Consider the following 20,153-nt stretch of genomic DNA (forward strand, 5'->3'; position numbering starts at 1 on the left):
CCTAAAATTAATAGAGATAAATGAAAAAAATAACAAAAGCCACATACTTAAAGTGGTACGAGGATATGCTGTTTTGGCGCAAATTTGAAGACAAGCTTGCGCAAGTATATATTCAGCAGAAAGTAAGAGGTTTTTTACATCTTTATAATGGGCAGGAAGCTATTTTGGCCGGAGCCCTGCATGTGATGGACTTGGAGAAGGATAAGATGATTACTGCCTATCGTAACCATGTGCAGCCTATTGGAATGGGTGTAGATCCAAAAAAAGTTATGGCTGAACTGTATGGGAAAGGTACAGGTACATCTCAAGGACTTGGAGGTTCCATGCACATTTTCTCAAAAGAACATCGATTTTATGGAGGTCACGGGATTGTTGGGGGACAAATTCCTCTTGGTGCTGGATTGGCTTTTGCCGATAAATATTTTAAACGAAAAGCTGTTACCCTGACCTTTTTAGGAGATGGTGCAGCTCGCCAGGGCTCACTTCATGAGACGCTTAATATGGCCGTAAAATGGAATCTTCCGGTCGTCTTTTGTGTGGAGAATAACGGTTACGCAATGGGGACCTCAGTTGCCAGAACTTCAAAGAGTTTGGATATTTGGAGACTTGGTAATGCTTACGAGATGCCTTGTGGTCCTGTCGATGCCATGAATCCAATTAAGGTGGCTGAAGCCCTTGATGAAGCGATTAAAAGAGCGCGAAAAGGGGATGGCCCAACCTTCCTGGAATTGAAAACCTACCGTTATCGGGGTCACTCCATGAGTGATGCTCAAAAATATCGTACAAAGGAAGAAGTAGCAGAATATCAAAAAATAGATCCTATCACCCAGGTATTGGATGTGATTAAGGAAAAGAAATATGCTTCCGAGGACGAAATAAAAGCTATCAATAAGCGCGTTAAGGATAAAGTGTCAGAATGCGAAAAATTCGCTGAAGAGTCTGATTGGCCTGAGAAAGATGTAATGTATGACGTTGTATACGAGCAGAAAGACTATCCGTTTTTATCACATAAACCCGAATAAATTATGGCAGAAGTAATTAATATGCCGCGTTTGAGCGATACCATGGAAGAAGGTGTGGTAGCTAAGTGGTTAAAGAAAAAAGGAGATAAAGTAGAGGAAGGAGATATCCTAGCCGAAATCGAAACCGATAAGGCCACTATGGAATTTGAATCCTTTCATGAGGGGACGCTTTTGCATATTGGTATTGAAGAAGGTGAAACCGCTCCTGTTGATACACTTTTAGCGATAATAGGAGAAGAAGGTGAGGATATTTCTGAGCTTATTGAAGGTGGGGGCTCGTCAGATAAAGGTGATGAACAAGAAGAAAAGACTTCATCTGAAAAAGAAGATGTTCCGGGAGATAAGGAAAATGACAAAAAACAGGAGGGTAATGAAATTCCCGAAGGTGTGGAAGTAATCACGATGCCGAGGCTGAGTGATACTATGGAAGAAGGGACTGTAGCCTCATGGATTAAAAAGGAAGGAGATAAGGTAGAAGAAGGAGATATCCTAGCCGAAATCGAAACGGATAAGGCTACTATGGAATTTGAATCTTTCTACTCGGGTACTTTGCTTAAAATAGGTATTCAGGAAGGAGAATCCGCCAAGGTAGACAGTCTTTTAGCTATTATAGGTCCTGAAGGAACGGATGTTTCGGGAATCTCAACAGGCGAACCTAAGCCTAAAGCTGCTGAAAAGGACGAAGAGCCAAAAGAAAAGAAAGAGACTAAAGAAGAAGCTTCTAAAAGTACTTCTGAGAAAGAGAAATCTAAAAAATCTTCAGGAAGGATTTTTGTCTCTCCCCTTGCCAAAAAAATGGCAGAAGATAAAGGCATAGACCTTTCTGATGTTCAGGGAAGTGGCGAGAACGGACGTATTGTGAAACGGGACATTGAAGATTTCAAACCTTCAGAACATGTTGAAAAAGCTGAGGCTCCAGCTGAGAAAAAAGCGGCTGCGGTCCAAAGCTATGTACCTGCTGGGGAAGAAAGTTTTGAAGAGGTCAAGAACTCACAAATGCGCAAGACTATTGCTAAGCGTTTAGCAGAATCCAAATTTAATGCCCCCCATTATTATCTGACCATTGAGGTTGACATGGAAAATGCAATGGCCTCCCGTAAAGAGATTAATAATATTCCAGATGTTAAAGTGAGCTTTAATGATATGGTTATAAAGGCCAGCGCTATGGCTCTGCGTAAACATCCGAAAGTAAATAGTCAGTGGACTGGGGATTCTACCAAAATAGCCAAACACATTCATATGGGGGTTGCTGTAGCTGTTGAAGAAGGTCTAGTTGTTCCTGTACTCAAATTTGCTGATCAGTTGTCCTTGACCCAAATTGGAGGGAATGTGAAAAATCTTGCTGGGAAAGCGCGGGATAAGAAACTGCAGCCAAACGAAATGGAAGGGAGTACCTTTACAGTTTCTAACCTTGGAATGTTTGGGATCGTTGAATTTACCAGTATCATCAATCAACCTAATTCTGCAATTCTGTCGGTGGGAACCATCGTGGAAAAACCGGTAGTTAGAGATGGACAGATAGTGGTCGGGAATACCATGAAATTAACCCTGGCATGTGACCATCGCACTGTAGATGGCGCAACGGGAGCTGTGTTCTTGCAAACCCTTAAAACTTATCTTGAAAGTCCGGTGACCATGCTGGCTTAAAAGCTGTACTGAGCACATTCTATAACTTTAAAATCCTGCTTAATTGCGGGATTTTTTTATCTTTAGCCTTATGAGAAAATTTCTACTTTTTTTGACAGTAACGGCAGGTTTGAGCCTTTTTGCCTGTAAGGGAATATCCCAGACCACAAGTTCAAACCCCCAACCGGAAGCTTATAATGCTATGGGTGACCAAGCAAAATCCTTGTTGCATTACCTTGCTTCAGATGAATTGAGAGGTCGCCAAACCGGGTCTAAAGGCATTGACCTTGCTGCTCAAAAAATAGAGACTATTTTTAGGGAGCATCGGGTGCAACCCTTTTATGAATCTTATCGTGATACATTCGAGGTGGAAGATCGATATGCTTACAATCTAGTTGGCTTTGTTGAAGGTACCGATCCTGATTTGAAAAATGAAATTATTATTCTTGGAGCTCATTATGACCATATTGGAGAAGGGAAAGAGGTAAACGGGGACATTATAGCAAATGGAGCTAATGACAATGCTGCCGGAACAGTTGCCGTTGTAGAGCTTGCTAAGCATTTTGCTGAAATAGAAAATAATAAAAGGAGCCTGGTTTTTATGCTTTTTTCTGCGGAAGAAATGGGGCTGCGCGGTTCCAAATATGCTGCGGAAAAGATGAAACAAGAAGGAATTGACTTATATGCCGTTCTTAATTTCGAGATGGTGGGAGTGCCAATGGATGGTAAGGATTACCTGGCCTATGTAACGGGTTATGAAACTTCTAACCTTGCTGATAAATTCAATGAGTATTCAGAAGAAGCGGTATTAGGATTTCTTCCCCAGGCGAAGGAATACAGGTTATTTCAAAGGAGTGATAATTATCCATTCTATATGGAATTTGAAGTACCCGCTCAGACTATTAGCACCTTTGATTTTACCAATTACCAATATTATCATCATGTTATGGACGAAGCGGGGAATTTGGATTATGAACACCTCAACGATTTCATAAAATCGGTTATACCAGGTATTGAAAAAATGGCCAATACCCGGCAGAAAGAAATAAAATTAAACAAGCAATGAAGCAAGTTGTAATAACAGGAACAAGTCGAGGAATAGGTTTTGAACTAGTAAAGCTTTTTGCCGAGGCTGGACACAAGGTTTTAGCATTATCAAGAAACCAAGAACCGGTGTTGGATCTTAAGCTTGAAAATGTGTACAGCCTTTCCTGCGATATAACAGAAACTGCTGGTTTGGAAAAAGCCGTTGAATATTTACAAAACCATACAAATACCGTTGATATTCTTATCAATAATGCTGGTGCTTTAGTCAAGAAGGCATTTGAGGATATAAGCCTGGAGGAATTTGAAAAAATTTATAAAACCAATGTAATGGGGGTGGTAGGTTTAACTCAAAAACTACTTCCATTTTTTCATAAAAATTCTCATGTAGTAAATATCAGTACAATGGGAGGAGTCCAGGGAAGCGTGAAGTTCCCTGGACTTTCTGCCTATAGCTCTAGTAAATCGGCAGTTATTACTTTAACCGAATTACTGGCTGAAGAATATAAGGAAACCGGGCCCTCTTTTAATGTTTTGGCTCTCGGAGCGGTACAGACTGAAATGTTGGAAGAAGCTTTCCCTGGATATAGGGCTCCCCTGACGGCTGCGGAGATGGCACAGTATATAATGGATTTCAGCCTTACTGGTAATAAATATTATAACGGAAAATTACTCCAGGTCTCCAATAGTACCCCATAAAACTCAATGAAGCAAATCCTTGAGAAATATCTACCTATGCAGGCTATACCTGCTGTTTTTAGCCTCATTAGGGAAAACAATGTTCATTTGAAAATTGTCAATGAACGCAAGACAAGACACGGTGATTACAGGAGACTTCCAAATGGTTCGCAACAAATAACCGTAAATGCTAATTTAAATAAATACCGGTTTCTGATAACATTGGTGCATGAAATATCACATTTATTAGCTTTCGAAAAATATGGTCGCAATATTAAACCACATGGAATTGAATGGAAATCCACCTTTAGAGAATTGATGCTGCCTTTTATAAGGCCCGAGGTATTTCCTCAACGTCTTTTACCAGTTATTGCCCATCATTTCCGAAATCCACGTGCCAGTAGTGATACCGATGCAAAACTTTCGGTAGCCTTGAAGCATTTTGATCCTGAAAATGATAAAAATTTTATTTTTGAAATTCCTACTGGTGGTATTTTCAGAATTTACAATGGTAAAACCTTTAAAAAAGGCCCAAGAAGGATTAAAAGGTATGAATGCCTGGAAATTAATACAGGTAGAATCTATCTGTTTCAGCCAAATGCCGAAGTAGAATTATTAAAAGCCTGATGTATGAGAAACAAAAATTATTATGCAATTCTTATGGCTGGGGGAGTAGGTTCCCGTTTCTGGCCTGCGAGTACCCAGGCAAATCCCAAGCAATTTCAGGATATTTTAGGCTCTGGAAAAAGTCTTATTCAAACGACCTTTGGCCGGCTCTCCAAAATTATTCCTCAGGAAAATATCTATATTCTGACCAATAAGGATTATACGCATCTTGTAAAAGAACAATTGCCCCAGGTGAAGAATGAACAAATAGTTCCTGAACCTGCGATGAGAAATACAGCTCCAAGTATTTTACTAGGAGCTCTTAAGATAAAAAATAAAAATAAAGATGCACTTATCCTGGTGGCTCCGAGTGATCATTGGATCGATAATGATTTAGAGTTTTCTGAAAACGTAGCGATGGGATTTAAGGCAGTGGCTGAAGATGACAAGTTAATTACTCTGGGCATTAGTCCTCATTTTCCTAATACCGGATATGGTTACATTAAATATAAGCCTGAAGAGAATAAGAAACTTTTCAAGGTTGACGATTTTACTGAAAAACCAAACTTTAAAAAAGCAGAAGAATTTCTAAAGAGTGGTAAATATCTTTGGAATGCAGGAATTTTCATTTGGAGTGCAAATTATATTATCGAATCTTTTGAAAAGTACCTTCCTGAAATGAGTCGGCTCTTTGAAAAAGGTAACGAGCTCTGGAATACCCCTGAGGAAGAGGAATTTCTTGAGAGAAATTATGGTCGGGCAGATAATATTTCGATTGATTATGGTGTCTTAGAAAGATCAGATCAGGTCTTTGTAATCCCGGTAAATTTTAAATGGAACGATCTGGGCACCTGGGGCAGTCTTGAAAGAGAACTTCCGCAGGATAAGTTTAAAAATACCGTAGTGAACTCCAGATTGTTGCCGATGGACTCTTCCGGTAATATTGTGAGTACCCAAAGCGGAAAGGTGGTGGTACTCGATGGAGTTAATGACTTTATAATTGTAGAAACACAGGAAGTATTATTATTACTTCCAAAAAACAAGGAACAAACCATAAAAGAGCTCAGGGAAAAAGTTCAGGAGCGGTTTGGAAATAATTTAGGCTGATTAAATGGAAAACAATCAACCCGGGAATGATAAAGCCAATGTCACCGAACTTCGGAAAAATGCACATGGGTTTTTTGAGAATCTAAAAATATTCATCACTGACCTTCTGGAAATTAGGGGTGATACTGATAGGGAATCTACTGTAGAAGCTGTAAAAAAAGACATCTCCTTTAAAGGTCATAACGCCTGGATCCTTATTTTTTCTATTTTCGTGGCTTCTGTTGGACTAAATGTAAGTAGCACTGCAGTTGTGATAGGGGCGATGTTAATCTCCCCTTTAATGGGTCCTATTGTCGGGGTAGGTATGTCTGTAGCAATCAATGATGTGATCACCCTACGAAAGTCTTTCATTAATCTTGGGTTAATGGTCGGGCTAAGTGTTTTAACCGCTTATATTTATTTTCTTATATCCCCAGTAAAAGAAGAAACACCGGAACTGATTGCGCGTACATATCCTACTATTCTGGATGTACTGGTAGCTATATTTGGTGGTTTGGCCTTAATAATTGCCAAAACCAAAAAAGGCACTATTGCTAGTGTAATTCTTGGTGTGGCTATCGCCACTGCCCTTATGCCTCCTTTATGTACTGTGGGTTATGGTCTTGCAATTGCGAACTGGTCTTATGCCGGTGGGGCATTGTATTTATTTTCCATAAATGCTGTTTTTATTGCGCTTTCTACTTTTGTGGTCACCAAGCTTTTAGGTTTTCCACTTGTGAAATATGCCAATAGTCGAAAGCGTCGACGTACGGCCCAGATTGCATCAACTATTGCTATCATTGTAATGATTCCAAGTGTAATTCTTTTTGTAAATCTTCTTCAGAAACAACTTTTTGAATCTAAATCAAGAGAGTTCATCAACCAGGTAGTTCGTTATAGTGGAGCAGAGACTATAAAATATACACACGATTATCAGGATAAGACCATTGATGTTTATCTAATTGGGCAAAGGGTGCCTCAAGGTACCATTGACACCTGGAAGGAACAAATGGGGAATGTAGAGGCTTTAAAGGAATCTCAGCTTATTGTTCATCAGGGGGAAAGAGGTGGTGATATTAATGAATTGAGTAACCAGGTTCGAAGTGGAATTCTGGAAGATCTCTACGTAAAAAACCAGGAGATTATTGAGGATAAAGATGCCCGAATTGTGCTTTTGGAAAATGAGCTTAGTAAATTTCGGGGTGATAATTTTTCATTTCCCGATTTAAGTAGAGAAATTAAGATCAATTACAGCGAGGTTCAGGAGCTAGGATATTCGAATCTTATTTCTACAAATTTTGAAAAGATCGATACGATCCCAACATTTACGGTATCATGGAAACCAGGTGTGTCAGCCGTGAAAAGAAACCAGGAGAAAGAAAAGATTGAATCCTGGCTTAAAGTACGACTCCAGCTTGATACCCTTTCGGTAAAAACAGTGAACTAAAGGCCTTTCAACTGCGCCGTACGAACTTTTTTAAAAAGGTTGGAGGAGTAGATAAAATCAGTTACTGATTCATCTTCCGTTTTAAATACTTGGTTTTTGTCGCCTTTCCAGGCTAAGACGCCATCCTTTAAAAATGCTATATTTTCACCTATTTCAAGAACAGAGTTCATATCATGGGTAATAATAACTGTAGTAATGTCATATTCCCGTGTGATTTCCTGAATGAGGTTATCGATTACTGTTGCGGTTTTTGGATCTAGTCCAGAATTTGGTTCATCGCAAAACAAGTATTTTGGACGGTTTACAATCGCCCTGGCAATGGAAACACGCTTTTGCATTCCTCCACTGATTTCCGATGGATATTTTTGTTCACTTCCATTGAGGTTCACCCTTTCCAGTACTTCCCGAACCCGGACAAGTAGCTTCTTTTTGCTCTGTTTGGTGAACATTCTTAAGGGGAAAAGTACGTTCTCTTCAACTGTCATCGAATCGAATAATGCTCCACCCTGGAAAACCATCCCAATTTCCTTGCTAAGATCTTTCTTTTCATCTTCACTGAATTCCGAAAAAGGTTTACCATCATATTCAATGGACCCTTGATCAGGTACAAAGAGGCCCAACATGCATTTTAATAAAACACTTTTTCCCGATCCGGACTGGCCGATGATTAAATTGGTTTTCCCTCGTTCAAAGACGAAATCTATTCCCTTTAAAACTTCTTCTCCGTCAAATGCTTTATGTAAATTTTTAACTTCTATCATCGCCTAACTTAATAATAATTGAGTTACAATATAATTGGTTACGATTATCACTACACTGGTCCATACAAACGATGTGGTGCTGGCCTGACCAACTTCTAGGGCTCCACCTTTCATATAATATCCGTGATATGCTGGGATTGTGGCAAGGATAAAAGCAAATAAAAAGGTTTTTACAAAAGCATAAGTAAGATGAAAGGGATCAAAATCTTCCTGGAGTCCCTCAACAAAAGCGTCAGGCCCTACAAATCCGCCGAGAACCGCTGCTACATAAGCTCCCACGATTCCCAAAAACATAGAAATAGCTATTACGAAAGGATAAGTGAGCATTGCTATCACTTTAGGGAAAATCAGATAATTAAGGGAATTAATTCCCATTACTTCCAGCGCATCTATTTGTTCAGTAACGTTCATAGAGCCAATGCTGGAAGTAATATAAGAGCCCACTTTTCCGGCCATAATTATGGAGATAAAAGTCGGGGCGAACTCCAATATTACCGATTGTCTTGCTGCATAGGCTACCAGGGTCTTAGGGATTAAAGGATTGGTAAGATTTAGAGCAGTTTGAATTGCCACTACACCTCCGATGAAAAAGGAAAGAAAAGCTACGATTCCGATAGAGCTTATTATAAGATCATCTATCTCTTTGAAAATAAGATCTTTTAAAACCGATCTTTTGGTCATTCTGCCAAAGACCCCTTTCAGCATTAAAAAATATTCTCCAATGGAGTGCAAATAGTTCATTCACCAATTTTTGTAAAGCTAAAATACTAAAAAATCAGTCCAAAGTATTTAACGTAGAATTAAACTTTGATGATGGAAGTTTAGTATTTTTGGGGGACTCCATAAATTTAAATGAAATGAAATATCTTCTAATTTTTGCCTTCAGTATTTTATTTTCTTTTGAGCTATCTTCACAAGAATCTCCACAACCTAAATCAAAACTCGTTGTTGGAATTGTTGTAGATCAGATGAGGTATGATTACCTGACCAGGTTTTGGAATCATTATTCCAAAGATGGTTTTAAAAGAATGATCAGAGAGGGTTTTAATTTTAAAAATAACCATTTTAATTATGTGCCTACCTATACCGGCCCAGGCCATGCTTCTGTTTGGACTGGAACAAGCCCGATGAATCATGGGATAATAGGGAATAGCTGGTTTAATAAATTTGAGGACCAATTTGTTTATTGTACTGGTGATAATAGTGTTCAACCGGTGGGCACAGCTGATGAGGCAGGAAAGATGTCACCGCATCGCATGAAAACTACAAGTGTGGCCGATGAAAACCGTCTCTTTACCCAAATGAAGGGAAAAACTATTGGAATTGGACTTAAGGACCGGGGTGCGATCTTGCCAGCTGGACATACCGCCAATGCGGCATATTGGTTTCATGGAAGGGACGAAGGAAAATGGATTACCAGTTCCTATTATATGGAAGCTTTGCCGGAATGGGTCCAAAATTTTAATAATTCTGGTCAAACTGAATCTTATTTTAAAACCTGGAATACCCTTTATGATATTGAAACCTATACAGAAAGTGGTAGTGATGTCAATGATTTTGAAGGAGGCTTTAAAGGGAAACCCGAGGCTTCTTTTCCCTATGATCTGGAGAAGTTAAAAATGGAAAATGGGAATTACGAAATTATCAAAATCTCACCATTTGGAAGTGATCTTACCACCGATTTTGCCCTTGCAGCTATTGAAGGTGAAGGATTGGGCCAGGATGAATACACTGATTTTCTAACATTAAGCTATTCCAGTACTGATTATCTCGGTCATAATTTCGGGGTGAACTCAAAAGAAGTGCAGGATGCTTATTTAAGACTCGATCAAAATATTGCAAAGTTACTTCAATATTTGGATGGAAAGTTGGGAGAGGGGAATTACACTGTTTTTCTAACCGCTGACCACGGTGCGGTTGATGTGCCCGCATACTTACAATCCGTAGGTATCCCTGGAGGATATTTTAATGATGTCGTTTTTACTGAAAGACTTCAGGATTTTGTTGCTGATAAATTTGATGAAGAAGACCTGATCATGAATGTTTCTAATGGGCAAATCTTTTTTAATTACAAAAAGCTAAAGGAGGCGAAAATTAAAACAGCAGATTTGGAAGAATCCATTGCTGCTTATATTCTTAAGCAGGAACAAATTGATAAAGTCATTACCAGAAGTGAACTTACTGCTGGAAGTTATAGCAAGGGTATCCAATCCTTATTGCAAAACGGGTTTAACCAACGCAGAAGTGGCGACGTGATTTTTGTACTTAATCCAGCTACTATTACTTATTCCAAAACCGGTTCTACCCATGGTAGTGGACTTACTTACGATACCCATGCACCCTTGATATTTTACGGGGCAGGGATCAAGCAGGGAGCCACTACCGAGCGGTCGGAAATTCCTGATATTGCACCTACGATTTCTGCCTTACTAGGAATTGCCTTTCCGAATGGAACTTCCGGGAAACCTCTTTACAAGATGTTAGACCAGTGATCTAAAAGACCTTGCTGCGCATCTTTTTCCAACGTAAATGTCTTATAAAACGGCCCTCCTTGTCACTGACAAGGTAAGGCCGTTTTTCTTTTTTAGCGTTGAAGAATCCTTGCATACAGTTCCAGAAAAAAGAAATTTCACCTTTTTTATAAGCAATTTTAGCAGAGGCAATTAAACTAATTATAAATCCATAACGCAATCTATAAAAAGCTTCGCCCTGTTTATATTTTGAAGATTTGTTATAATTTTTCCCGGTGGGTTTAAGGTGTTTTACTAATAAACTCTGGTCTGTTTTTATTTTCCAGCCATAGTATTGTGCCAAGAGTTCATCTAATGTGTCCCAGCCCATAGCCGGCTTTAACCCATTTATATTTATAAAGCAGGCTTTTCGATAAGCTTTTAAAGCACCACGAATATGGTCTTTTCCAGTGAGATTCTCCACTAACCATTCTCCTTGTTTTTCTATAATACAAAATCCACCGGCCATTCCTATTTGTGAATCTTCCTGGAAATGTTTGGTAATGACTTCAAGGTAGTTTTTTGGGAAAATTAGATCTGCATCAAATTTACAGACTACCTCGTAGTCTTCATCTAGGCTAGCCAGGCCTTCATTAAATGCATGAACTACTTTGCCTCCGGGTAAATGCAATCCATTGCTCTCCGATTTTTTTTTAACAAGTGATACCTCAGGATGTTTTAAAGCGAATTCAGTAACAATTTTTGGAGTATGGTCAGTAGACCCATCATCTACTACCACAATTTTATTTGCCTTATGAGTTTGATCAATGAGAGACTGAAGGCATTTGCCGATAATTTGAGCTTCGTTAAAGGCGGGAATAATTATATAGGTTTTCAAATGCTGAAATTTAAAAAATGCTGCTCTTAGACTTTAAAGGGATTTTCTCGTCTAGTTCCTTTCAGCATAAATCGCGTAATACCTTGGTGTAAAATATCTTAAAACAGGTCGGATTCCCAGTTTTTTAACGGGATTGGTCCACTTCTCTTTGCTCTTTATGGTCCATCCGGCTTTTTCTATGAGCCAGTCAAACTGCCAGTCTTCGAATTCGTGGAAATGCCTGTCGCGCATATCGGTTTTACTTTTATAAGCACTGGAAAACCATAGTTTTAGAGGGACCGTTGCCACTAATTTTTTCGCTTTAATGTTTGCTAGGACATTATATGGTGCAACCAAATGTTCGAAAATTTCAAAAGCAGTAACTACATCGTATTTTGAAGATTGTACAGCCTCGGTATTGAGATCCAGGTCTTCACCAGCAGTGTTCTCTACTTTAAAATTATTTTTGCGCATTATTTCACTAAATGGATTGTCTACACCCAGGTCCAAAATTCTATCTGAAGGATCAATGTGGGCTTCCAAAAATTCCATCGTCTTTTTAAAACGTTTATTAGGGAAGCTGTTTTCGTACATTTTAATATTGGTATACAATAGCATTGATATTCATCCCGGCGCCTACACTGGCAAACATAACTACATCACCCTTATTTAAGTGTTGATCGGCAATTTTACCTTTTCGAACTAAATCAAAAAGTGTAGGGACCGTTGCCACACTGCTATTACCTAACTCCTGAATTGTCATTGGCATAATATGGTCTGGCACTGGTTCTTTGTGCACTCTGTAGAAACGTTTAATAATAGCATCATCCATTTTCTCATTAGCCTGGTGAATAAAAATTTTCTTTAGGTCTTTAATGGACTTTCCGCTTTTATCAAGACATGATTTCATCGCTCCTGGCACGTGATTCAATGCAAATTCATAAATTTTTCTACCATTCATTTTAATATACCTGGTTTCATCTGTAGCGCCTGCATTGTTCGACTTTCCAAAGTAAATATAATTGGCTTCGCTGAAACTGTAGGTTGCCGATTCATGAGAAAGGATACCGCCTTCATCTTCGGTAGCTTCGAGTACCGCTGCGCCAGCTCCATCTGAGAATATCATAGAATCCCTGTCGTGATGGTCTACCACACGAGATAAAGCCTCGGCTCCGATAACAAGACATTTTTTAGCCATTCCGGCTTTGATAAAAGCCTGTGCCTGAATCACTCCTTCTATCCATCCCGGACACCCAAATAGGACATCATAACATACGCATTTTGGGTTTTTTATGCGTAAATGGTATTTGACTCTGGTAGCAAGACTGGGAACCGTATCGCTTTGAGGATTTCTAGCCTTGACATCGCCATAATTATGTGCAACTATTATGTAGTCTAGAGTCTCAGGATCGGTTTTAGCATCCTCTAAAGCTTTTTGCGCTGCAAGCATCGCAATATCTGAAGTATTCAAATTATCCTCAATATACCGTCTTTCCTCAATCCCCGTTATTGCTTTGAATTTTTCAATGGTAGTTTTATTATCATGAGGAAAACCAGAACCATCTGTATTTAAAAACTCATGCTCTTGAAAATCGGCATTTTTAGTGATTATGTTAGGAATATAACTTCCTGTGCCGCTTATTTTTATATTCATATGTCCGGGGCTTATCGGTTTAAGAACTAAATTAATAAAATGATCCGTAAAAGATATCTAATCCGAATTTAATTTACATAATAAGACGAAAAATAAGGGCGAAACTTTCGTTCCGCCCTTATTTTTTATACCTCAGCGTAATCCTCTGTGGGTGGGCATGAGCACATTAAATTTCTGTCCCCAAAAGCTTCATCTACCCGTCTGACACTTGGCCAGAATTTATTGTCAGCTATATAATCCAGCGGGAATGCCGCTTTTTGTCTGGAATATGGGAATTCCCATTCCTCCGAAGTGAGCATAGCAACTGTATGCGGAGCATTTTTTAGAACATTGGTATTATCATCGCTCGAGATTTCTTCAATTTCCTTTCTAATAGAGATCAACGCATCACAAAAGCGGTCAAGTTCGGCTTTGCTTTCACTTTCTGTAGGTTCAATCATTAAGGTGCCTGCGACAGGGAATGATACTGTAGGAGAATGGAAACCATAATCTATTAGCCGTTTGGCGATATCCGTTACTTCAATTCCATTGGCTTTAAAAGGTCTGCAGTCAAGGATCATTTCATGAGCTGCTCTTCCTCTTTCTCCCGAATAAAGAGTTTTAAAATGTTCGTTCAATCTTTCCTTTACATAATTAGCATTTAGAATTGCATATTCAGTGGCTTTTTGTAGACCTTTACTTCCAAGCATTTTAATATAACCATAGGATATCAAACAAACAAGTGAACTACCCCATGGGGCCGAAGATATCGCACCAATGGCCTTATCTCCACCAGTTTTTATTACCGGATTTCCAGGTAAAAAAGGTTTCAATTGTTCGGCTACACAAATAGGTCCAACCCCTGGACCGCCTCCACCATGAGGAATAGCAAATGTTTTATGTAAATTAAGATGGCAAACATCCGCACCTATGACTCCAGGGTTAGTCAATCCAACCTGGGCATTCATATTGGCTCCGTCCATATAAACCTGGCCCCCATTATCATGAATAATAGCTGTGACTTCACGAATAGCCGATTCAAAAACCCCATGAGTTGAAGGATATGTAACCATTAGGGCCGCTAAATTATCCTTATGTTCAATAGCTTTTTCCCTAAGATCGTCTACATCAATATTCCCGTTTTCTGAGGCTTTGGTTACCACAACTTTCATTCCTGCCATTACCGCTGAAGCTGGGTTAGTACCGTGAGCGGAGGATGGGATAAGACAAATGTTCCTATGTCCTTCTCCTCGTGATTCATGATAAGCTCTTATTACCATTAAGCCTGCATATTCTCCCTGTGCACCGGAATTTGGTTGTAAGGAGGTTGCTGAAAATCCGGTGATCTCGTTAAGTTGTTTTTCTAGTTCATGGAGCACAAAGTGATATCCTTCAGCTTGTTCCACTGGGACAAAAGGGTGAATATTTCCCCATTGCGGAATACTTAGAGGGAGCATTTCTGAAGCTGCATTTAGCTTCATTGTGCAGGATCCCAATGAAATCATTGAATGGTTTAAAGAGAGGTCTTTGCGTTCCAGTTTTTTGATGTAGCGCATCAATTCGGTTTCAGAATGATACGCATTGAAGACCTCGTGGGTTAAGAATTCGGTTTTGCGCTTTAATTCTGTCGGAATTTTTTCTTCTTCAGAAAGTTCTTCTAGTGGAGATAGTTCTTTGGCTGCGAGCTGTGCGAAAACGCTAATTATATGATTAATATCCTCAAGATTCGTAGTCTCGTTCAATGAAATAAGAACAGTTTCGGCATCAGGATAATAGAAGTTTATTTCTTTTTTCTCTGCGATGTCTTTTACACTGTTAGCATTAGCCCTTATTTGTAGGGTATCAAAAAATGCAGTGTTTACTTGCTCAAATCCTAAATTTTTTAATTCCTTCTCAAGACTTACAGTGGAGGCGTGAACGGTATCTGCAATATATCTCAGTCCATCGGGACCATGGTAGACTGCATACATTCCCGCCATTACAGCAAGCAATACTTGAGCAGTACAGATATTTGAGGTCGCTTTGTCACGTTTAATGTGTTGCTCCCGAGTTTGTAGCGCCATTCTAAGGGCCTGGTTGCCATCCATATCTTTGGTCACCCCAATAATCCTTCCAGGGATATTTCTCTTGTATTCTTGTTTTGTGGCAAAAAAAGCCGCGTGAGGTCCGCCGTAACCAAGAGGAATACCAAAACGCTGAGTAGTTCCCACTACTACATCCACTCCTAATTCTCCTGGAGCCTGTAATTTGACCAGGCTAAGTATATCAGCCGCAACTGCTGTTTTTATTCCGGATTCCTGACATTTGCCGATAAAATCACTATAATTGAATACTTGTCCGGATTTTCCTGGGTACTGCACAAGAGCTCCAAAATATTCTTCAGAAAAGTCAAATTCTTCATGGTTACCTACTACAATCTCTATCCCAAGAGGAATCGCCCGTGTTTCGATTAGTGAAATGCTTTGAGGTAGCACTTCCTGTGAAACAAAAAACTTGTTGACCCCTTTCTTCTTCTGGGTACGGTCTCTCAGCGCGTATAAAAGTGAAATAGCTTCGGCAGCGGCGGTGGATTCGTCAAGAAGGGAGGCGTTAGCGATTTCCATTCCTGTAAGGTTACTTACCATGGTTTGGAAATTTAAAAGGGCTTCCAGTCTCCCCTGGGCAATCTCGGCCTGATAAGGAGTGTACGCCGTGTACCAGCCTGGGTTTTCCAATATGTTACGTTGAATCACAGCTGGCAATATAGACTGATGGTAGCCAAGGCCTATATAGCTCTTAAAAATTTTATTTTTAGCTGCAATTTTACCAATGTGCTCAGCGTACTGGTGTTCACTTAAAGCAGGAGGAAGGTTTAATGGAGATTTTAAGCGGATGTCATCCGGTATTGTTTCGTATATTAATTGCTCGAGTGAGTCTACGCCTATTGTTTGAAGCATGTCCTGTAGATTGCTTTCTTTAGGGCCTATATGGCGTAGTGCAAAAGAATCTGTTCTCATTAAAATAAGGTTGTGTTTTGTGCTGCGAAATTACGGATTTTAAACTTAATTTTTTAGAAATTAGAGTTTAGACTTGTTAAGATTTTAGGACGCTTAACCAACTGAATTTGGTTTGTTTATTTTAGCCGGGTGAAGTCTTTTAAGAAATATTTTGATCTATATTTAAACAGTAGTGTCCATGTGGCCTTGGCTGTGGTTGCCTTAACCCTGGTAACCTATCTGGAATATGGTTTAAGGTCTGATTTACCCTTGCTTATTTTTATCTATTTTGGAAGCATTACCGGTTATAATTTTGTAAAATATGCAGGCCTTGCTAAATTGTATCATCGAAGTCTTGCTCGAAACCTTCGGGTTATTCAGGTATTTTCCTTCCTGGTTTTCCTTTCCCTGGTTTTTGTTGCTTTTTTTCAATCCTGGGAAATACTTTTAATGAGTGCAATACTGGGCATTTTTACGCTTTTATATGCCGCGCCTGTGCTATCGCAAAACAGAAACCTACGGGATCTCGCGGGGATTAAGATTATAATAATTGCTTTAGTCTGGGCTGGAGTTAGCGTAATCCTTCCCTTACTTGGCCATCCTGAAATCATTTTTTTTGATAAGCTTTTAATGTTTATTCAAAGAATGATTTTTATAATAGTTATTACTTTACCCTTTGAAATAAGAGATCTGAAATTTGACGCAAAACACCTTTCCACTATCCCCCAAAAAATTGGAATAAAAAGAACCCGTGTTTTAGGTTGGTTTCTATTGTTGTTAATAGTATCTCTGGAAATTATTAAACAGGAATTTCATATTGTTAATTTCGGTGCTCTTGCTGCGGTCGCCCTTTTAAGTGCTTATGTTTTGAAGATAACTGTTAAAGATCAGTCGAGATATTTCGCAGCTTTTTGGGTAGAAGCTTTACCTATTGCCTGGGTGATTCTATGGTTTAGTTCGAAGATGATCCTTGCTTGGATATTTCCTGTTTGAGCCGCTCTTTAATTCCCTGTTTCTCTTCTGTGGTGCAGCCTTTGATCCTTGCTTTTTTTATTAACTGTGTAAGTTTGGAATTCCGAGCGGAATATTCACGACATCTTTTGCAAAATAGATTATGAATAATCATGCTAGTCTTTTCCCTTACACTTGCTTCGTTGTATTCTTTTTTATCGCAACAGTTTGCAGCACTGGAGCAATCAAGGATGAAAAATTTAGGTTTCTGCATAATTAAAGCCATTTTTTTTCTAAACAGGCAGCGAGGGCTGTTCTAGCCCGGTGAATAATTACCCAAAGGTTAGACGGGGTGATTTTGAATTCATTACATACCGCTTCGGTATCTGCACCATCAATTGTTTTCATTTTAAAAATTGCTGCATGTTTTGGATTAATCTCGTCCAGGCATTCAAGGATAGCTAATCTCAACTCTTCGTTTTCCATTTCATCTTCCGCGCTGCGATCGAAGTCATCAGCTACCTGCTCCTCCAGCCATTCTCCATTGTTTTCCTCGTCAGAATAATTGATTCTCACTTCGGCCTGACCTTTTTGAGAATTTATTCTTCGGTAGTAGTCTATAACCTTTCTTTTCAGAATTGAAATGAGCCAAGTCCGCTCAGAAGCCTTGCCTAAAAAATTATCCTTAGAATGGAGTCCTGCAAGAAAAGTCTCAGAAACCAAGTCATTAGCAATCTCGCGATCGTTCACCCGAACAATTGCGTAATTAAAAAGGTAGTCAGCGTATTTATCTACCCATTTATTGGGATCTAGCTTATGTTTAGGCATTGGTTTCTTTAATATCCTTTCAAAATTAACAACTTTCCGGGGATTTATAGTTATAAAATATATAGTTTAAATAGAGGATAACCGGGCAAAAGTTTAAAAATTATCAAAAGCCCGGCATTTACTTTTATTTCTTCAGCAAGCCTGCTCTTTTTAGTAAAGCATTCGGACTTGGTTCCTTACCACGAAAACGCTTGTAAAGTGTCATCGGGTGCTCAGTACCACCACGGGAAAGGATCATGGATTTGAATTTATTGGCAATTTCACGACTGAAAATCCCGTTTTCTTGAAAATATTCAAAAGTGTCTGCATCTAACACTTCTGCCCACTTATAAGAGTAATATCCGGCGGAATAACCACCCTGAAAGATGTGAGAGAAAGCGGTACTCATGCAGTTTTCTGGGACTTCTGGGTATAATTTAGTGGGTTCAAAGGCTTGGTCTTCATGGGCCTTTACATCGGTAACACCGGTTGGATCTATCCCGTGCCAGCTAAGATCAAGTAACCCAAAGCTAAGTTGGCGCAGCGTTGCCATGCCTTCATGAAAATTAGCTGATTCTTTGATCTTTTGCACCAGTTCCATCGGAATAATTTCTCCCGTTTCATAGTGTTTGGCAAAGAGCTCTAGGGCTTCTCTTTCATAACACCAGTTTTCCAGAACCTGGCTGGGAAGTTCAACAAAATCCCAGTAAACATTTGCTCCAGAAAGGCTTGGATAGGTAGTATCTGCCAGTATTCCATGCAATGCATGTCCGAATTCATGGAAGAGGGTAGTGACCTCGTTAAAAGTTAACAGTGAAGGTCGGCTTTTTGAGGGTTTAGTGAAATTGCAAACTATTGAAATATGCGGCCTTTCCTGTTTACCATCTTTAATATACTGGGATTTATATCCGGTCATCCAGGCGCCATCTCGTTTGCCTGGTCGGGGATGGAAATCTGCATAAAATAGCGCTATCGGCCTGTTGTCTTGATCAATAACTTTATAGGTCTTTACATCTGGATGATATGTATCAATATCGGTAACTTCATTAAATGTAATACCGTACAATCTGTTGGCGATTTCAAAGACTCCATTGATCACATTGTCAAGTTTAAAGTAGGGTTTTAGCTTTTCATCGTCGAGATCAAAACGCTTTTGCTTAAGTTTTTCCGCATAAAAGGCGGCATCCCATTTTTCAAGCCGTTCTATATTGTCCAGGTCCCTGGCAAAATCTTCTAGTTCTTTAAACTCCTTCTTAGCAGCCGGTTTTGCCTTTTCTAATAGTTCATTCAAAAAGCTGTCTACTTTTTCAGGAGTTTCAGCCATTCTTTCTTCTAATACGAAATGGGCATGAGTTCTAAAGCCTAGGAGTTGAGCCCTTTGGAATCTAAGCTTTACAATTTGAAGAACATTTTCGCGGTTATCAAATTCGTCATCGTGAAATGCTCTAGAGCCGAAGGCTAGGGCCATTTCTTTGCGAAGCTCCCGGTTTTCAGCATACTTCATAAAGGGTAGGAAGCTTGGATATTCCAAAGTAAATATCCATCCTTTTTTACCTCTGCTTTTAGCTACTGAACTGGCTTCTTCTTTGAAACTTTCGGGAAGACCTTTAAGTTTGTCTTCATCGATAATTTGAAGTTCAAACTTATTGGTTTCAGCAAGAACATTCTCTCCGAATTTCAGGCTCAAAGAAGAGAGCTGTTTGTCAATTTCCCTTAGTTCTTCCTGTTTTTTCATACTAAGGTTAGCTCCATTTCTAACAAAAGCTTTGTATTTTTTATCGAGCAAAGTTTGCTGCTCTGTATTTAGCTCGAGCTTATCTTTCTGATCAAAAACAACTTTTATACGTTTAAAAAGAGCCTTATTGAGGATTACATCATTTCGGAATTCAGACAAGAGTGGGGACACTTCCTGGGCAATCTTCTGGATTTCCTCATTGGTTTCAGCGGAATTTAAATTGAAGAAAATACTGGTTATTCTGTCAAGTTGCTTCCCTGAAAATTCAAGAGCCTCAATAGTGTTCTTGAAATTCGGACTTTCCTTTATAGTTATTATAGTCTCAATTTCTCTGCGAGCCATTTCAATGCCTTCAATTATAGCAGGTTTAAAATGCTCATTTTTAATTGAGGAAAAGGGAGCGTAATCGAAGTCCTGTAACAACGGGTTAGAGTTATTCATAATGTGAAATTGAC

17 protein-coding genes are annotated in these 20,153 nt (G+C 39.2%); 9 read left to right on the forward strand and 8 right to left on the reverse strand.

The genetic code is table 11. From position 1 onward, the window contains the following. Window positions 1-20: 20 nt before the first annotated feature. The 7 genes from pdhA to ACW6NC_RS14500 all read left to right on the forward strand — a co-directional run bounded on the left by pdhA (window position 21) and on the right by ACW6NC_RS14500 (window position 7,509). On the forward strand, window positions 21-1,022 hold the full coding sequence (pdhA, locus tag ACW6NC_RS14470; protein ID WP_457867087.1) for a pyruvate dehydrogenase (acetyl-transferring) E1 component subunit alpha: 1,002 nt from the start codon (window positions 21-23) through the stop codon (window positions 1,020-1,022). 3 nt (window positions 1,023-1,025) lie between these two features. Further along, complete coding sequence (locus ACW6NC_RS14475) at window positions 1,026-2,669, forward strand: pyruvate dehydrogenase complex dihydrolipoamide acetyltransferase (protein ID WP_457867088.1); 1,644 nt, start codon at window positions 1,026-1,028, stop codon at window positions 2,667-2,669. Window positions 2,670-2,739: 70 nt separating this feature from the next. Then, on the forward strand, window positions 2,740-3,714 hold the full coding sequence (locus ACW6NC_RS14480) for a M20/M25/M40 family metallo-hydrolase (protein ID WP_457867090.1): 975 nt from the start codon (window positions 2,740-2,742) through the stop codon (window positions 3,712-3,714). Beyond that, window positions 3,711-4,391, forward strand: a complete 681-nt coding sequence (locus ACW6NC_RS14485; protein WP_457867092.1) for an SDR family NAD(P)-dependent oxidoreductase — start codon at window positions 3,711-3,713, stop codon at window positions 4,389-4,391. The genes ACW6NC_RS14480 and ACW6NC_RS14485 overlap by 4 nt, the downstream gene beginning before the upstream one ends. Before the next feature lie 6 nt (window positions 4,392-4,397). Further along, entirely contained in the window at window positions 4,398-4,997 is a 600-nt protein-coding gene (locus tag ACW6NC_RS14490) for a SprT-like domain-containing protein (protein WP_457867094.1), read from the forward strand. A gap of 3 nt (window positions 4,998-5,000) precedes the next feature. Further along, entirely contained in the window at window positions 5,001-6,083 is a 1,083-nt protein-coding gene (locus tag ACW6NC_RS14495) for a mannose-1-phosphate guanylyltransferase (RefSeq protein ID WP_457867096.1), read from the forward strand. Window positions 6,084-6,087: 4 nt separating this feature from the next. Further along, window positions 6,088-7,509 carry a DUF389 domain-containing protein gene (locus tag ACW6NC_RS14500; protein ID WP_457867097.1) on the forward strand — a complete coding sequence of 474 codons (1,422 nt, stop codon included), beginning with the start codon at window positions 6,088-6,090 and terminating at the stop codon, window positions 7,507-7,509. Here the strand turns inward: ACW6NC_RS14500 and ACW6NC_RS14505 are convergent. Beyond that, window positions 7,506-8,270, reverse strand: a complete 765-nt coding sequence (locus ACW6NC_RS14505; RefSeq protein ID WP_457867099.1) for an ABC transporter ATP-binding protein — start codon at window positions 8,268-8,270, stop codon at window positions 7,506-7,508. The genes ACW6NC_RS14500 and ACW6NC_RS14505 overlap by 4 nt on opposite strands. 3 nt (window positions 8,271-8,273) lie before the next feature. After that, window positions 8,274-9,011: an MlaE family ABC transporter permease gene (locus ACW6NC_RS14510; RefSeq protein ID WP_457867101.1), complete on the reverse strand. Its 738-nt coding sequence runs from the start codon at window positions 9,009-9,011 to the stop codon at window positions 8,274-8,276. A gap of 116 nt (window positions 9,012-9,127) precedes the next feature. On the opposite strand from ACW6NC_RS14510, the gene pafA reads away from it, so the two are divergent. Next, on the forward strand, window positions 9,128-10,762 hold the full coding sequence (gene pafA / locus ACW6NC_RS14515) for an alkaline phosphatase PafA (RefSeq protein ID WP_457867102.1): 1,635 nt from the start codon (window positions 9,128-9,130) through the stop codon (window positions 10,760-10,762). A gap of 1 nt (window position 10,763) precedes the next feature. Here pafA and ACW6NC_RS14520 read toward each other — a convergent pair whose 3' ends face one another. The 4 genes from ACW6NC_RS14520 to gcvP all read right to left on the reverse strand — a co-directional run bounded on the left by ACW6NC_RS14520 (window position 10,764) and on the right by gcvP (window position 16,226). Then, window positions 10,764-11,618 carry a glycosyltransferase gene (locus ACW6NC_RS14520; protein WP_457867104.1) on the reverse strand — a complete coding sequence of 285 codons (855 nt, stop codon included), beginning with the start codon at window positions 11,616-11,618 and terminating at the stop codon, window positions 10,764-10,766. Between the two features lie 51 nt (window positions 11,619-11,669). Further along, complete coding sequence (locus tag ACW6NC_RS14525) at window positions 11,670-12,191, reverse strand: methyltransferase domain-containing protein (protein WP_457867105.1); 522 nt, start codon at window positions 12,189-12,191, stop codon at window positions 11,670-11,672. Window position 12,192: 1 nt separating this feature from the next. Next, window positions 12,193-13,251, reverse strand: a complete 1,059-nt coding sequence (locus ACW6NC_RS14530; RefSeq protein WP_457867106.1) for a 3-oxoacyl-ACP synthase III family protein — start codon at window positions 13,249-13,251, stop codon at window positions 12,193-12,195. Window positions 13,252-13,376: 125 nt separating this feature from the next. Continuing rightward, a complete protein-coding gene (gcvP, locus tag ACW6NC_RS14535; RefSeq protein ID WP_457867108.1) occupies window positions 13,377-16,226 on the reverse strand; it encodes an aminomethyl-transferring glycine dehydrogenase in 2,850 nt (949 codons plus the stop codon). Between the two features lie 129 nt (window positions 16,227-16,355). On the opposite strand from gcvP, the gene ACW6NC_RS14540 reads away from it, so the two are divergent. After that, window positions 16,356-17,198, forward strand: coding sequence for a hypothetical protein (locus ACW6NC_RS14540; protein WP_457867110.1), 843 nt, complete (start codon window positions 16,356-16,358; stop codon window positions 17,196-17,198). 234 nt (window positions 17,199-17,432) lie between these two features. Here the strand turns inward: ACW6NC_RS14540 and ACW6NC_RS14545 are convergent, their stop codons facing one another. After that, window positions 17,433-17,984 carry a sigma-70 family RNA polymerase sigma factor gene (locus tag ACW6NC_RS14545; RefSeq protein WP_457867112.1) on the reverse strand — a complete coding sequence of 184 codons (552 nt, stop codon included), beginning with the start codon at window positions 17,982-17,984 and terminating at the stop codon, window positions 17,433-17,435. Window positions 17,985-18,108: 124 nt separating this feature from the next. After that, window positions 18,109-20,139: a M3 family metallopeptidase gene (locus ACW6NC_RS14550; RefSeq protein WP_457867114.1), complete on the reverse strand. Its 2,031-nt coding sequence runs from the start codon at window positions 20,137-20,139 to the stop codon at window positions 18,109-18,111. Window positions 20,140-20,153: the final 14 nt, after the last annotated feature.

The organism is Salegentibacter profundi (assembly GCF_054121475.1).